The organism is Spirochaetaceae bacterium (assembly GCA_009784515.1).
Classification (GTDB): domain Bacteria; phylum Spirochaetota; class Spirochaetia; order WRBN01; family WRBN01; genus WRBN01.
The window spans coordinates 1-13,524 of the sequence record WRBN01000051.1; the positions used below are offsets into that span (position 1 = coordinate 1).

Here is a 13,524-nt window from a genome sequence, read left to right on the forward strand (position 1 = left end):
TAAAATACTCGCCCCTAATGTGGCTAATCACATAACCGGTTAAAGTAACATTAGTTCGGCGCGGCATAGTAAGAGCCTGTGCCACCGTAACACTTTGAAACTGCGAGCCGGTTTGCGCTTGCTGATTAGATGGCCCGGTAAAACCTGTTTGAGCCACTAAGCCAATACTTGAAATTAAAAATACAAAGAAACCTACTAAAATAATTCTTCTCATAACATTTTTCTCCTTTGTCATCGACAACAATTGTTATAATACTTTTACAGCTTTTTGTCAAGAGATATATTCCAATAACAGCATAATTTTAGAGATAAAACCAACATTAAATAGATAAATCATATATTTTTACTAATAGGCATATAATGTATTTTATTTTAAATAATAAATCCTGAAAGATTACGGTAGTAGCCTGATACCCTCTACCTTAATAAAGGAGGCGCGGTTGCGTCCGGCGGATACCTCGCCGCTAATCTCTATTAAATCGCTGGGGCTAACCTGCAAGCCATTCCAACGCTGACGATTAATCGTTATTTCAATTTCACCGCTGTCATCACGAAAGACATAGTGCTCACCCCTTGCATGACGAACGATATAACCGCTTAAAATAACACGAGCCCGATTAGCTAAACTGTGCGCTTGCTGCACACTCACATTTTGACTTTGCGGTATATTTAAGCTTTGGTTTGATGGCCCTGTAAAGCCCGATTGAGCTATTAAGCCGGCGCCTGAAGCTAAAAAGACAAATAAACTTAATATGATAATTTTTTTCACTACAACATTCCTCCTGCACTATCTTTGATAGATTACATCTTTAAAGTTGGAAACAACTACAACTTACTGCACTAACCTAATGCTTCTTACCTCTATATAGGTAGGAAAGATAAAGTTACGGTCAACTTCACCAGTAATCTCTACTAAATCGTTTGGACCAACATTTAAGCCGCCCCAGCGGCGAGGTTCAATCTCTATACGAATTTCGCCGCTATCATCGCGAAAAAGAAAGTAATCACCTCTAATATGGCGCACAATATGGCCAACTAAGGTAACCGGGCTTTCATCACGCATAGTACGTGCCTGCGCCACCGTAACTTGCGAGCCGCCAAAACCAAATTGCGCCGTTAAATTAGTACTCACAATTAAAAGCACAAATAAAGCTAAAAATAATATTTTCTTCACCATAATCCCCCTTATGCATTGCTATATTTTAATTATAGCACCTTCTTTAAATGACGAGTCAAAATTTACGGCAATAATCCGGTATTTTCGTTGAGAGGCACTAAACTAACACCGGTTACATAAATATAAAGGCGGCCAAAAAAAGTACGGTCAACTTCTCCCCTAATTTCTATTAAATCGCCTGTTCCTACTACCTGCAACCCATTCCAACGGCGTGCCTCAATTTCTACCCTAATTTCACCGCTTCTATCACTAAAAAGGTAATAATCATCATCTATATGATGAACAATTACGCCAATTAAGCTAACGCGGCTGCCTTCACGCATAACGCTGGCTTGCGCTACAGTAGTACTTTGATGCGGGCCGTTATCTAGGGCACAACCTATAATCAAAAACATGAATAAACTTAACAAAATAATTTTTTTCATAATATTCCCTCCTTACACCATTAACAATTAGTATTATAACACTTGTATATTTTTTAGTCAATCATGATATACAAATAGTAACATAGCTTTGAATTTAAGTCAATTTTTTATTGCTGGAAAATACACGGTATTCATATTTCTTGAAAAAAATGACGGCCGGCTTGACAACACCCCTGCTTTGTGTTATGGTAACTAAGTTATAGGAGTTATTAATTATGTCTAAAGCCCATCGTGGGAAGAATTTAAAGGCCGAAAAACCTAAGCTTCGCCGTGTCGAATGCCCTCTCTGCAAACGCACCGGTGTTAAGGCTATCTACGAAGTAAGCGCCGATGATAAAAAAGCTAACGTTTGTAAACCTTGCAGCAAAGCTGTAGCGCACGGCAAAAAAACTTTGGCCAGTGCCTAAAAATATAAAACCTTCCATTGGAAGGTTTTATATTTTATTGAAGAGCAACTAACCCTAAATTTTATTTAACCTAAAAAGCAGCTAAACTCTCCGTTAAAGAGTTTACTCTGTTTTCTTTTTACGGGTAGCCGTAGTTTTCTTGGCTGTGCCGGTTTTTTTAGCGGCAGCCTTTTTTGGTTTGGCTTCAGGAACCTCAATCTCACTTTCTTTAGCCGCTCTTACCGTGCCATCGTCATTTTTAACTACCGGTTTGGCATTTTTACAATCGGGGTAGCCCGAGCAGGCCAAAAAGAGACCTCGCCGGCTTAACTTAGCCACCATCGGTTTACCGCACTTTTCGCACACTTCGCTGGTTTTGGGCAAAATCACCGGTTTACCCTCTTTATCTATCGATACCGTACCTTTACACTCCGGGTACTTACTACAAGCATAAAACATCTTGCCAAAGCGGCTGCGTTTAAGCTCCATCGGGTTATCGCAACGCGGGCAAGCTACCGGCACGGCCTCAATTTGTTGCACGGTATCATCGGCATCACCTTTATCCTGACCGGGCAGAGGGATAGTCCCTTTGCAAGTGGGGTAATCGCTGCAACCTAAAAAAGCCCCCGTTTTACTGTATCTTACCACGAGTTCTTTGCCGCAATTAGGGCAACGTTCCTCGCCGGCCCAAGGCTGCCCCTTTAAAGGCGGCGCATCTTTAATGGCTTTCATCACTTCTTCCTCAAAAGGAAAGTAAAACTTACTTAGTAAAGTTACCCAATCTTCTTTACCGCTCTCCACGTTATCCAGCTGCTCTTCCATATTGGCTGTAAAATGATAGTCGACAATATCTTTAAAGCTTTGCTCCAGCATCATATTAACGGCCATACCTAACTCGGTGGCAAATAAAGTGCGGTTACGCTGCACCACATAACCCCGCTCGAGGATTGTTTGAATGATAGGCGCATACGTTGAGGGGCGGCCGATACCTTCTTTCTCAAGGGCTTTAACAAGGCTGGCTTCGCTGTAACGGGGCGGCGGTTTAGTAAAGTGCTGTGTACCGTTAATGTTGTTAAGTTTGGGCTCGGCCTCTTTGTTGATGGTGGGCAGTAAAAAATCCTCGTCATCACTCTCTTTTTGCAGCTGTAACACAAGATGGCCATCAAAAACCAGTACCCGTCCTTTAGCCTCAAAGAGGGCCTCTAAACCGGCAGGTTCTACACTGATGATGGTATTATTAAAAATGGCCGGCACCATTTGGCTTTGCATAAACCGCCGCCAAATAAGGTCGTATAACTTAAATTGGTCGGGCTCGAGATACGGTTTAACTTTAGCCGGGGTAAGCTCGGCACTGGTAGGCCGTATCGCCTCGTGCGCCTCCTGCGAATTTTTGGTGGTATAGTAGTTAGGTTTATCGGGATAATATTTACCGCCATATTCCCGCAGGATAAAATCTTTGGCTTCGGCCACTGCTGCAGGGTCGATGTAAGCGCTATCGGTACGCATATAAGTGATAAGGCCGGTGGCGGTGCCGTCAATCTCGATACCTTCATAAAGTTTTTGGGCCAGCACCATCGTACGTTTGGTACTATAGCGCAGGTAGGTATTAGCCGCCTGCTGCAAGGTACTGGTAATAAAGGGGGCATTGGCTTTGTTTTTAACCTCTTTACTTTCAATGCTGGTGATGGCAAAGTTAGCAGCTTTAAATTTAGTCAGCAGCTCATCAACTTGCTCTTGGTTTTGTGCCAGCGGGTGGCCAAGTCCGTATTTTTTACCGTTAAGTTTGCTTAAATCGGCCTCAAAGTTTTGGCCATCGGCGACAAAATTAGCCAAAATACTCCAATATTCTTCACTTTTAAAGGCCATAATTTCTTTTTCGCGCGCCACCACCATACGCACCGCCGGGCTTTGCACCCGGCCGGCCGATAAACTTTTAGCCACCTTCTTCCACAAAAACGGTGAAAGACTAAAGCCTACCAACCTATCCAGCGCCCGGCGCGCCTGCTGGGCATTAACAAGGTTCATATCTATCTCACGCGCCTTTTCAATGGCCTCCAGCACCGCCTTTTTGGTTACGCTTTGGTAAGTTATACGTTTGGGCTCTTTAAGCTCTAGGGCCTCTTTAATGTGCCAAGCAATGGCCTCTCCTTCCCGGTCGGAGTCGGGCGCAAGGTATACCTCGTTTACTTCGGCGGCGGCTCCTTTAAGCTCGGCCACCACCTTTTCTTTGCCCTTAATTACCTCATAGTGCATAGCAAAGCCATTGCCTACATCTATGCCCAATTTTTCTTTACCGCGCCCGTTTTTAGGCAGGTCGCGGATATGCCCCACGCTGGCCAGCACTTTATAATCGCTGCCCAAAAACTTTTTAATGGTTTTGGCCTTTGCCGGGCTTTCCACGATGATGAGTTTTTTATCTTTATTTTTTTTAGTTGTTATTGGTTTATTTGCTGTTGTTGCCATAGTTATATCTATCGTTACCTATTGTAAATTTATTTACCTAACAATGCACAAAGCTGGAAGAAAAGTCAAGAGTAAATGCGAATTTCTTAAAAGTTGTGATAAGCATAAAATATAAAAATATTACAACAGTAATAATTTATTAACCACTACCCACCCTTCGGACACCCCTTCTTTAACAATATAACCCACTTTAGTTTATTTAGCAAATTTTTAACTTACAAAAAAGTAATCCCCTTACTTACGCAAGGGGGTTACTTTAAAATATTTTTACTATAAAACGTTTCGGTTTATTTTTCCAGCAAACGTTGGCTGTCCTCACCAATTTTAAAGAAAGCAACCTCTTTTTCTAACAGGTTGGCTTGGTCGTCAAGCATTTCGGCACTGCTGCTAATTTCTTCGGCGGCACTGGCGTTATGCTGGATAATACTATCTAGTTCGGCAATAGCCTTAACAACTTGTTTAACGCCTTCGTTTTGCTGCTTAGCGCTAGTCGAAATTTCTTCTACCAGCTGGGCCGTGTTCTGAATTTCCGGCACTACATCGGCGATAGATTTACCGGCCTCTTCGGCCACTTTAACGCTCTTACTGGCCAGTTCGCTAATTTCGGTAGCGCTATGAGCACTGCGTTCGGCCAATTTGCGTACTTCGCCGGCTACAACGGCAAACCCACGCCCGGCATCACCGGCCCGAGCAGCCTCGATGGCGGCGTTAAGGGCAAGTAAATTAGTTTGGCTGGCAATATCTTCAATAATATGTATTTTTTCGGCAATGGTTTTCATGGCAGTTACCGTTTCGGTAACTTTACCGCCGCCTTCTTCAATCTCACGGCTGCTGTTTACGGCAATACGTTCGGTTTTGGTAGCATTTTCGGCGCTTTGAGCAATACCGGCTCCCATTTCTTCCATACTGGCGCTTATCTCTTCGGCATTAGCGGCTTGTTCGCTGCTGTTTTGGGCCAGCTGGGCCGATGAAGCGTTAATTTCGCGGCTGCTGGTAGATACCGTATGGCTGGCCTGAATAACCGTGCTCATTACATTGCTTATTTGGCTGCGCATTTCTTCTAGGGCTGTAAAAAGCTGGCCAAGCTCATCTTTACGTGCAGTAAGGTTATGGTCAAACTTTTTGCGTAAATCACCTTGCCCCATTATCTCTATATCGCCAATACTGCGGATAAGAGGGTTTAAGATGTAGTTCATTAAAATAAAGGTAATAACCACCATAACGACAATAGAAATTATTGCTATTAAAAACATAATAAATTGCATAGTTGTAATATCTTCTAAGATGGTAGCTTCATCTAATATTACCATAACGCTCCATACACGCGGCCCGTTAAGAGGAATTGGCACTAAATTCATACGGCTAGGCAAGCCGGTGGTGGCGCTAATATCTTCATAAGCCGTAGGGGTACCGTTGGTAACGGCTTGCCTTACGGCATTGGCATGCGCCGGCGGGATTATCTCCCAAATAATGCGGCCTATATTACCTTGCTCGGGGCTAAAAACAATAACACCGTTATTGTTAATAACGTTAATAAAACCGCTACCCATAGGAGTTATTTGGCTGGCTCTATTAATTATGTTATCTAACGCCATATCTACACCTATAACCCCAATAAAAGCCCCGTTTACTATCATAGGTACGGCAATACTTATTACCATTACGTTTTGGTTACCGCCCACTCCTCTTTGGTAAGGGTCGGTAATACTGGGGGCCATACGGCTGCGGGGCAGCGTCCAGTAATCACGGGTCTCTAAGGTAAGAGTACGCCAAGGATAAGCATCGCCCTGCTGCACATTACCGCCGGCACCGCGTCCCCAATAAGGGATAAATTGTCCCATACTATTTTGCCCAACCCCCGGGTTGTCATCGGCAAATTGATAATCCATTCCATCAACACTATTAGGCAAAAAGATAGCCCAAGCCCCCACAATATTGCTGTTATAGGTTACTACCTCGCGGATAATATGGTTAATGTTATTACGCCTGTTTCCCTCCTGAAAAAAAGTAAAGCTATGCAGGGCAGACATAAGTGTATTAGCCGTATTAATACCCATCTCCAGCTCTAAGGCCACTTGGCTGCTGGCTAAATCGGACGATACCGTAACAATTTCGTCTACTCTATTATTCATAGCGTTAGAGACAAACCAGCTTAACAAAATAATAACAGCGGCAAAGACAACTACTGTAGTAATAGCCATTGCTAAAATACTTCGTGTTTTTAATTTCACTTCTATCATACCCCTTTACAATCAAATTCATAATATATCTGCTAACATATTTTAACCGCTTTTTAAGTGGCATTTCTTATATTTATAACAGCTATTTTTTTTATTATACCACGTTTTTCTATTTTTCGCAACTTACGTGCAAACAAAATAATTTAAACCACAATTATGAACCTGCTTTAGCCGTTTATCTGTTATAATAGAAATTCCCTAAAACCGGCCTACCGCAAGACTAAAAATTAAAAAGCAACCTAAGAGTATACTCTTACTTTACTCTATTTTACGGCTTACGTACCTATAAAGTTTAGGTAATTTGCTATTTTTAATAGCCATTACCCGCTTACAGCGAAGGGGATTGAGATTGATACTTATAAAACAATAATTAAAGTAAATTAGCGCAGCACAGGGCCATCGCCAAAGCATCGGCGGCGTGGTTAGGTTTAGGTATTTCGGCTAAGCCCAGCAAAAGTTTAACCATCGCTTGCACCGTAGCTTTATCGGCTTTACCATAACCGGTAACGGCCAGCTTAATGGTATTAGGCGCATAATGATTAACCTTAATATGCTGGCCGGCCAAAGCCAGCATAAGCACGCCACGCGCATGGGCTACCTCTAGGGCGCTGCTGCTGTTTTTGCTAAAGTACAAATTTTCTATCGCCGCTGCCTGTGGCCGGTAAGCCGTTAATATTTTAATTAGCTCGTTATAAATAGTTAATAATCTGCCTTCTAAGCCTTCATCTTTGCCGGTGGTTATACAGCCGTGCGCTATATATAGGCTTTTAGCGCCATCTTTTTTAATTACGCCCCAGCCGGTATCGGCAAGGCCGGGGTCTAGGCCAATTATGTGCATAGGGTATAGTACCTAACGGCCGATTTTTTATCAAGAGCTTACAGTATCTAATTAACACATATTTTTATTAATTTATATTTAAAAATAGCATAAAACTTGACTATGCCACAGTTTATTTTTATTTTAAAAGTGTAGCTACAAAATGAAAAATAAAAAGACAAAATGGGAGGAAGATATTGAAAAAAATTTACGCTTTATTATTAATTTTGGTACTTAGTTTAGGCTTTTTACTTATGGGTGCGGCCGCCAATACCGGCGATAACGACCTTGACGAATATTTTGATACCGCCGATAACCCTATTATTTACCCCGACGATTCGGTTGTGCCTATCTTTTTTGCTATTTCGGCTAATCCTAACTCAACCGCTTTAAATAGCGAGGTTATCGAAATATGTGAAGACAAATATAACTATGTGTTATTTCATAACGATTTACAATTTGACGGCAATCGTTTTACCGTAAATTTTGCCGACAACGACAGCGAATTTAACACTCTTACTTTAGCCGGTGTTAATTTTAATAACGGCGAGCATGGCTATTTGCACACCGGCAACCATGAGCAATTTACTGCCAACGGCTTAACTATTATTGATGCTTTTTACTGGGAGCGTGAGTAATTTTTTAACCGGCCAAGCCAATTTTATTTATTTCCTCTGCAAGGTAAATTTTTCCCCTTGCAGAGGTCTTATTTTCAACCACCAATTTACTAAGGATTTTTAATGTTAAAAATAGTTTTATTAATAACACTGCTTTCATTATTTATGGGCTGTAGTAATAAATCTAGCAGCCGTAGTAGCGGTAACCCTAACGAACCTAACCACCACAACCCTACTACACCGGCGCCTTGCGCCCCTAATGCACCGGATTGTCCGCCGCCTACTTTACCACCGGTAGATACCGCTCCTGCGCCGCCCGGCGGGCCGCCCAATTTACCGGCGCCACTGCCACCCGGCAACGGCAGCACTTCGCCGCCGCCTGTACCGCCAAGCTTACCGGGCAGCGGCCAACCGCCAGCTGGAAACAACCCCGCACCCAGCCCACCGACAGGCCCGGCAGGAGGTGGAGGCCGGCCGGTTTAATATTATTAATATTGATGGCTGGGGTTAATCTAAGTTCATATCGGCAGGGATATTTAAATTGCTGCTTACCCGCTGCACATCGTCGTCATCTTCCAGCTTTTCGATAAGCTCCAGCACCTTTTTAGTTTTTTCTACATCTAAGGTTACCGGAGTATCGCTAAGCATAGTAATATCGGCGCTTTCGCTTTTAATACCGGCCGCCTCTAGGGCGTTAATAACGGCTTCAAAGTTAGCGGGGTCGGTTTCAATCTCTATTAAACCACCCTCGCTAACCACATCGGCTGCGCCAGCCTCAAGGGCTACCTCGATAACTTTATCTTCATCGTTTTCATCGGCATTAACATTAACTAAGCCCACACGTTTAAATTGGTAACTTACCGCCCCAGTGGCCGCCAACTGGCCGCCGTTTTTACTTAAAATAGCTTTAACGTTAGCTCCGGTACGGTTTTTATTGTCGGTTAAAGTTTCTATAATTAAACCTACTCCGCCGCTGGCATAACCTTCGTATACCAGCTCGATATAATCGGCGGTATCGCCGCCGCCGATGCCGCGCTTAATACCTTTTTCTATGTTATCTTTAGGCATACTGGCTAAACGCGCCTTTAAAATGGCGCTGCGTAAAGCCGCATTACTATCGGGGTCGCCGCCACCATTTTTGGCCGCTACGGTAATTTCTTTAATTAATTTGGTAAATATTTTGCCGCGCTTTGCATCGGCCGCACCTTTTTTGTGTTTAATGGTGCTCCATTTATTGTGTCCGGACATCTTGGTCTCCCAGCATTTTTGAGCCAGCTTAGCATATTTAACGGCTTTTGGTCAATAAGTTAAAAAGATTTTTAAAACTATACTTGTTAATTATTAAGGGCTATGCTATATTAATAGCTATGGCAAAACGGATAAATTTAGAAAAAGTTATATTACTCGAGCTCTTAGGTAACGGCCTAGAGCTAACCCTTACCCTACAAGACGATAACGCTATAGCCATTAAAGTAGCCAGCGAAGCCGGCGGGCAGCAAGTAGGCGTAAAGCAACACGAAGACAACCCCAACACAATGGTTATTTATTTAAAAGATGACAACCCTAAAGGCCGCTTTACCGTTATTTAATGAGCACTTTGCTGACTAACCCCCATTATAACGGCTGCTTTTTTAATGGGCACGATTTTAGCTTTAGCAACTACCTTAATAAAAGCTTTACCAACTGTTGTTTTGAGTTATGCTTTTTCGATTATTCAAGCTTTAAAGAAGTTACCTTTAATGCGGTAACTATTAAAAATTGCTCATTTAGCCATAGTAAATTTAATAATATTAATTTTAATGACAGTGAGGTAATTTTTACTAACTTTAACCATAGTTTTATCAGCAACCTAAACTTTACCGGCATAAACCTAGAGTTTAGCAGCTTTTTTAAAAGTTATTTAAATAACGCTGTTTTTTTTGATTGCAACTTAGCCAATGTCAATTTTACGATGGCTTTACAGTACCAAACCAGTTTTAAGCTTTGTAATAAAGGGATTTAACTTATGCGCCGTAAAGAAGTTGATTTTTGGTTATTTATAGCTTTAATCTTAATTTACCTCGCTTTAGCCGGCAGGATTTTTATGGCTGTAATCTCTATAAACCATAATATGCATCAATTTACGCGCGGCCTGCAAGAGGGCGGTCTTTATATTGGTAACTGGCCGGGTTTTAGTCTTTATTTTTTTACCATTTTACCTATATCACTGTTAGCTATAATGTATATAAAGCAAGCTGTTTACCCTAACAAGCGATTTAAAATTATGATACTAAGCTTTAGCCTAATAACTACCACTGCTTATTTAATAATAAGCTTAGGTTTAGCTATATTTAGCATATTCCCTATAAATTTAATCAATTTTTTACTTTGTTTAATAGCGGTTGTTTTACAATTTGTAGCTTTAAAGCTATTTTATAAGCGAAAGCACCTGTCTTTTAAATTTACTTTTCTACTTGTAACCCTTTTTATAGTTATGGTTTTAGCTGTTTACGGTTTAACTATGCTACCCATTTATTTTTATTTTACAGGCCTTATCACTGCCTTTGATGACTTAATAGGCAGCGCTCATTACTTATTATCATTTAGTTATTTGGTGTCATTAATGGGGCTTTTAATGTTACTAACGGCTCTTGCCTTTTATTTACTGTTAAAAAAGAATAAAATAGGTTTATTATTGGCTTATACATCTTTTATTGCTTTTATTGCGGTAGCTAATTACCTTTGGCAAAATTTACGGCTGTTGCTTACTCACACCGTAGTGCCGCTGCTTACCTTTTTAGGCGATGTTTGGCTGCCCGCTACCTTACTGCCCTTAATATCCCGTTTAAACCGGTCTATCTTTACTTTATTTGTTATTTATGGTTTAATGCTTATTATTTTATGTGCCATCAATTTTAAAACTATTATGGCAGCGCACGCTAAAAAGAGGGATAATTTATGAAAAATATTTTATTATTAATGGGTGGTAAATCGGCCGAGTACGAAATTAGCTTACGCAGCGCCGCTACTATTTATCAAAATTTGGATAGCAGCAAATACCATGTACTGGCTGTAGCGGTAAATAAAGAAACCGGCCAATGGTACTATCATAAAGATAAAATTTTTAATGACGATTTTTCACTCATCTCACAAGGCAAGGCCGTTTATTTAGCCCTAAAAGATACAAAGGCCGGCTTATATAGCAACGAAAGCAATAAGCTAATTAGCTACATTGATTTAGCCTTTCCTATTACACATGGCCCTTATGGCGAAGATGGTAAGTTGCAGGGTTTTTTATCTATTTTAAATATCCCTTTTGTGGGGCCCGGTGTACTCAGCAGTGCCGCTTGTATGGATAAAGAAGTAACCAAAATTTTGCTTAAGGATAAATCTTTAAAGGTAGCACGCGGCAAAATTTTAATATACGGTATTCATGGAGGAATTGATTATGATTACCTTTCTCATCATTATGGAGAGACTCTCTTTGTAAAGCCAGCGAGAATGGGTAGTTCTATCGGGGTAAGTAAGGTGAAAAATCAAGCCGAACTTGATGCCGCTTTAGAGTTAGCTTTTAAGTATGATAACAAAATAATTGTAGAAGAGGCGCTAGTTGGCCGCGAAATTGAGTGCGCTATACTAGGCAGTTCTTACAGTAGTAACCCTAGTAAACAAAAAGAAGCTAGTATTATTGGTGAAATAGTCGGTAACGGTTTTTATAGTTATGATGAAAAATATGCAGACAATAGCCAAACACAATTAATTATTCCAGCCAAACTGACCGCTAAACAGCTAAAAATGGCTAGAAATTGCGCTATGGTAGCTTATTCTGCCTTAATGTGCCGCGGTATGGCACGGGTAGATATGTTTTTAGTGGGCGATAAGGTATATGTAAATGAAATTAACACACTGCCCGGCTTTACCAGTATTAGTATGTACCCTAGCTTATGGGCAGCCAGCGGCCTGCCTTTACCGAAACTTTTAGATAAATTAATTGATTTAGCCCAAGCATAATCAATTTTTATTACTCTAGTAATTATTTACGTATTATAACGGTCGATTTTAAAAATCATTACTTCTCAGCTTTCGTCTTTAATAGTAAAGGAGCACTGCATAGCAGAATTACCATGCGGTACTTTAAAACTAGCCGTAATAGTTTCATTTTCGTAATCGGCACAAAAGCAGGCTAAATATTCTTTACCATTCCAGTTAGCTACCCACATTGGTTTTTTATAAAGGCGACTAAAGCCATCTAAATCGGTTATTTTATATTCAAAAAAATCCGGTAAAGTTGCAGTTATTTTGGCTACGCCCAGCACTTCGATAGTGTCGCCAAAGTCGTCCTCTATTTCATAACCATTTTTGCTTTCATCATAATCTTTGTAGTTAAAGTAGTACTGTACGTACTCAATTCTGTCGCTTAAATCATAACCATTTTCATCCTTAACTCTTTTTTCTACATACATTGTTATTTTATTCATTACCAGTACCCCCTTAAATTGATTAAAATAAGGACGAGGCAAATAGTTACGAATAGCATATCTTTAATAATTATTTTTTTATTCATATTGACAACTCCTTTAATTTTTTGTAAATTAAAGGTAGGGGCTATAACCCCTACCAGTTTGTACTACAGCAAAGTTTCTAATATTTTAGCGACTGCTGTAAGAATTACTCCAAGTGCTGCGATTGCTTTAACTGCCAAGCTTAACCAATCGTATGCACTTATTTTTTTGGCCCTTAATTTTGACTTTTTAGTCTTAGCCATTTTACCTCCTCATGGATCTTCATATCCAACCGTGAATATAGTATATCTCTATTTTATGCCAAGCACTTGTTGGCTAAATCGTTATTTATCAAAAGTTACGTCGCTATCCAAAGCCGTACGTACAGGTAATAGCCATGCACGGCGGGCAGTAGGGAATTTGACACAAAAAGCAGGAGTATCTAAGCCGGCAGCCATATCTACTTTAAGCTGCATAGCTTTACGGTTGCCAATAAGGTTGCTTAAAGCTTCTTGCCTTCTTTTTGTCCTTATAGTCCTGCCATCTTCACCTACTACTCTATTTATAAAATTCATTTAATTATGAATCCACTCCCCGCCAACAAATAGTTTCAATTCACACGCTCCATGCGGAGCGCGACAATGCTAATGCAAAATTTATCTAGTTACTACGATAGTTTCAATTCACACGCTCCATGCGGAGCGCGACTACATCCGGAAAGTATGTACTCGCAAGGCGTGAATGTTTCAATTCACACGCTCCATGCGGAGCGCGACAAACTTCAGTAGCAAACAGAGTCCCATTAGGCGAAGTTTCAATTCACACGCTCCATGCGGAGCGCGACAAACTTCAGTAGCAAACAGAGTCCCATTAGGCGAAGTTTCAATTCACACGCTCCATGCGGAGCGCGACAACATA

18 protein-coding genes are annotated in these 13,524 nt (G+C 40.9%); 6 read left to right on the forward strand and 12 right to left on the reverse strand.

What is annotated here, in order from left to right; translation table 11 throughout:
* The 4 genes from FWE37_06440 to FWE37_06455 all read right to left on the reverse strand — a co-directional run.
* Nucleotides 1–214: hypothetical protein (locus FWE37_06440; protein ID MCL2520621.1), on the reverse strand; the 214-nt coding region annotated here is incomplete at its 3' end.
* Between the two features lie 180 nt (nucleotides 215–394).
* Nucleotides 395–769 (reverse strand): NirD/YgiW/YdeI family stress tolerance protein, encoded by a 375-nt coding sequence (locus FWE37_06445; GenBank protein ID MCL2520622.1) that lies wholly within the window; start codon nucleotides 767–769, stop codon nucleotides 395–397.
* Nucleotides 770–832: 63 nt separating this feature from the next.
* Nucleotides 833–1,177 carry a NirD/YgiW/YdeI family stress tolerance protein gene (locus tag FWE37_06450; protein MCL2520623.1) on the reverse strand — a complete coding sequence of 115 codons (345 nt, stop codon included), beginning with the start codon at nucleotides 1,175–1,177 and terminating at the stop codon, nucleotides 833–835.
* 62 nt (nucleotides 1,178–1,239) lie between these two features.
* A complete protein-coding gene (locus tag FWE37_06455) occupies nucleotides 1,240–1,602 on the reverse strand; it encodes a NirD/YgiW/YdeI family stress tolerance protein (GenBank protein MCL2520624.1) in 363 nt (120 codons plus the stop codon).
* Nucleotides 1,603–1,817: 215 nt separating this feature from the next.
* Between FWE37_06455 and FWE37_06460 the strand changes: the two genes are divergently transcribed.
* Nucleotides 1,818–2,009 (forward strand): hypothetical protein, encoded by a 192-nt coding sequence (locus tag FWE37_06460; GenBank protein ID MCL2520625.1) that lies wholly within the window; start codon nucleotides 1,818–1,820, stop codon nucleotides 2,007–2,009.
* Between the two features lie 102 nt (nucleotides 2,010–2,111).
* Here FWE37_06460 and topA read toward each other — a convergent pair whose 3' ends face one another.
* From topA to ruvC, 3 genes are all read right to left on the reverse strand, one after another.
* Nucleotides 2,112–4,451 carry a type I DNA topoisomerase gene (gene topA, locus FWE37_06465; protein ID MCL2520626.1) on the reverse strand — a complete coding sequence of 780 codons (2,340 nt, stop codon included), beginning with the start codon at nucleotides 4,449–4,451 and terminating at the stop codon, nucleotides 2,112–2,114.
* Between the two features lie 287 nt (nucleotides 4,452–4,738).
* Nucleotides 4,739–6,682, reverse strand: coding sequence for a methyl-accepting chemotaxis protein (locus tag FWE37_06470; protein MCL2520627.1), 1,944 nt, complete (start codon nucleotides 6,680–6,682; stop codon nucleotides 4,739–4,741).
* Nucleotides 6,683–7,061: 379 nt separating this feature from the next.
* On the reverse strand, nucleotides 7,062–7,529 hold the full coding sequence (gene ruvC / locus FWE37_06475) for a crossover junction endodeoxyribonuclease RuvC (GenBank protein ID MCL2520628.1): 468 nt from the start codon (nucleotides 7,527–7,529) through the stop codon (nucleotides 7,062–7,064).
* A gap of 176 nt (nucleotides 7,530–7,705) precedes the next feature.
* On the opposite strand from ruvC, the gene FWE37_06480 reads away from it, so the two are divergent.
* Nucleotides 7,706–8,146 carry a hypothetical protein gene (locus FWE37_06480; GenBank protein MCL2520629.1) on the forward strand — a complete coding sequence of 147 codons (441 nt, stop codon included), beginning with the start codon at nucleotides 7,706–7,708 and terminating at the stop codon, nucleotides 8,144–8,146.
* An 89-nt stretch (nucleotides 8,147–8,235) separates the two neighbouring features.
* On the opposite strand, the gene FWE37_06485 is transcribed toward FWE37_06480, so the two are convergent.
* Together FWE37_06485 and FWE37_06490 are read right to left on the reverse strand one after the other, a co-directional pair.
* Nucleotides 8,236–8,553 (reverse strand): hypothetical protein, encoded by a 318-nt coding sequence (locus FWE37_06485; protein ID MCL2520630.1) that lies wholly within the window; start codon nucleotides 8,551–8,553, stop codon nucleotides 8,236–8,238.
* Nucleotides 8,554–8,632: 79 nt separating this feature from the next.
* The gene (locus FWE37_06490) at nucleotides 8,633–9,373 is read right to left on the reverse strand and encodes a YebC/PmpR family DNA-binding transcriptional regulator (protein ID MCL2520631.1); all 741 of its coding nucleotides are present in this window, start codon (nucleotides 9,371–9,373) and stop codon (nucleotides 8,633–8,635) included.
* A gap of 119 nt (nucleotides 9,374–9,492) precedes the next feature.
* Here FWE37_06490 and FWE37_06495 point away from each other — a divergent pair, with 119 nt between their 5' ends.
* The 4 genes from FWE37_06495 to FWE37_06510 are packed head-to-tail and all read left to right on the forward strand — an operon-like array spanning nucleotide 9,493 to nucleotide 12,115.
* Nucleotides 9,493–9,714 carry a hypothetical protein gene (locus FWE37_06495; GenBank protein ID MCL2520632.1) on the forward strand — a complete coding sequence of 74 codons (222 nt, stop codon included), beginning with the start codon at nucleotides 9,493–9,495 and terminating at the stop codon, nucleotides 9,712–9,714.
* The gene (locus FWE37_06500) at nucleotides 9,714–10,127 is read left to right on the forward strand and encodes a pentapeptide repeat-containing protein (protein MCL2520633.1); all 414 of its coding nucleotides are present in this window, start codon (nucleotides 9,714–9,716) and stop codon (nucleotides 10,125–10,127) included. Before FWE37_06495 ends, FWE37_06500 begins: the two co-directional genes overlap by 1 nt.
* Before the next feature lie 3 nt (nucleotides 10,128–10,130).
* On the forward strand, nucleotides 10,131–11,066 hold the full coding sequence (locus tag FWE37_06505) for a hypothetical protein (protein MCL2520634.1): 936 nt from the start codon (nucleotides 10,131–10,133) through the stop codon (nucleotides 11,064–11,066).
* Complete coding sequence (locus FWE37_06510; GenBank protein ID MCL2520635.1) at nucleotides 11,063–12,115, forward strand: D-alanine--D-alanine ligase; 1,053 nt, start codon at nucleotides 11,063–11,065, stop codon at nucleotides 12,113–12,115. The genes FWE37_06505 and FWE37_06510 overlap by 4 nt, the downstream gene beginning before the upstream one ends.
* A 65-nt stretch (nucleotides 12,116–12,180) precedes the next feature.
* Here FWE37_06510 and FWE37_06515 read toward each other — a convergent pair whose 3' ends face one another.
* From FWE37_06515 to FWE37_06525, 3 genes are all read right to left on the reverse strand, one after another.
* Entirely contained in the window at nucleotides 12,181–12,582 is a 402-nt protein-coding gene (locus tag FWE37_06515) for a hypothetical protein (protein ID MCL2520636.1), read from the reverse strand.
* 149 nt (nucleotides 12,583–12,731) lie between these two features.
* On the reverse strand, nucleotides 12,732–12,869 hold the full coding sequence (locus tag FWE37_06520) for a hypothetical protein (protein ID MCL2520637.1): 138 nt from the start codon (nucleotides 12,867–12,869) through the stop codon (nucleotides 12,732–12,734).
* An 81-nt stretch (nucleotides 12,870–12,950) separates the two neighbouring features.
* Nucleotides 12,951–13,181, reverse strand: coding sequence for a hypothetical protein (locus tag FWE37_06525; GenBank protein ID MCL2520638.1), 231 nt, complete (start codon nucleotides 13,179–13,181; stop codon nucleotides 12,951–12,953).
* Nucleotides 13,182–13,524: the final 343 nt, after the last annotated feature.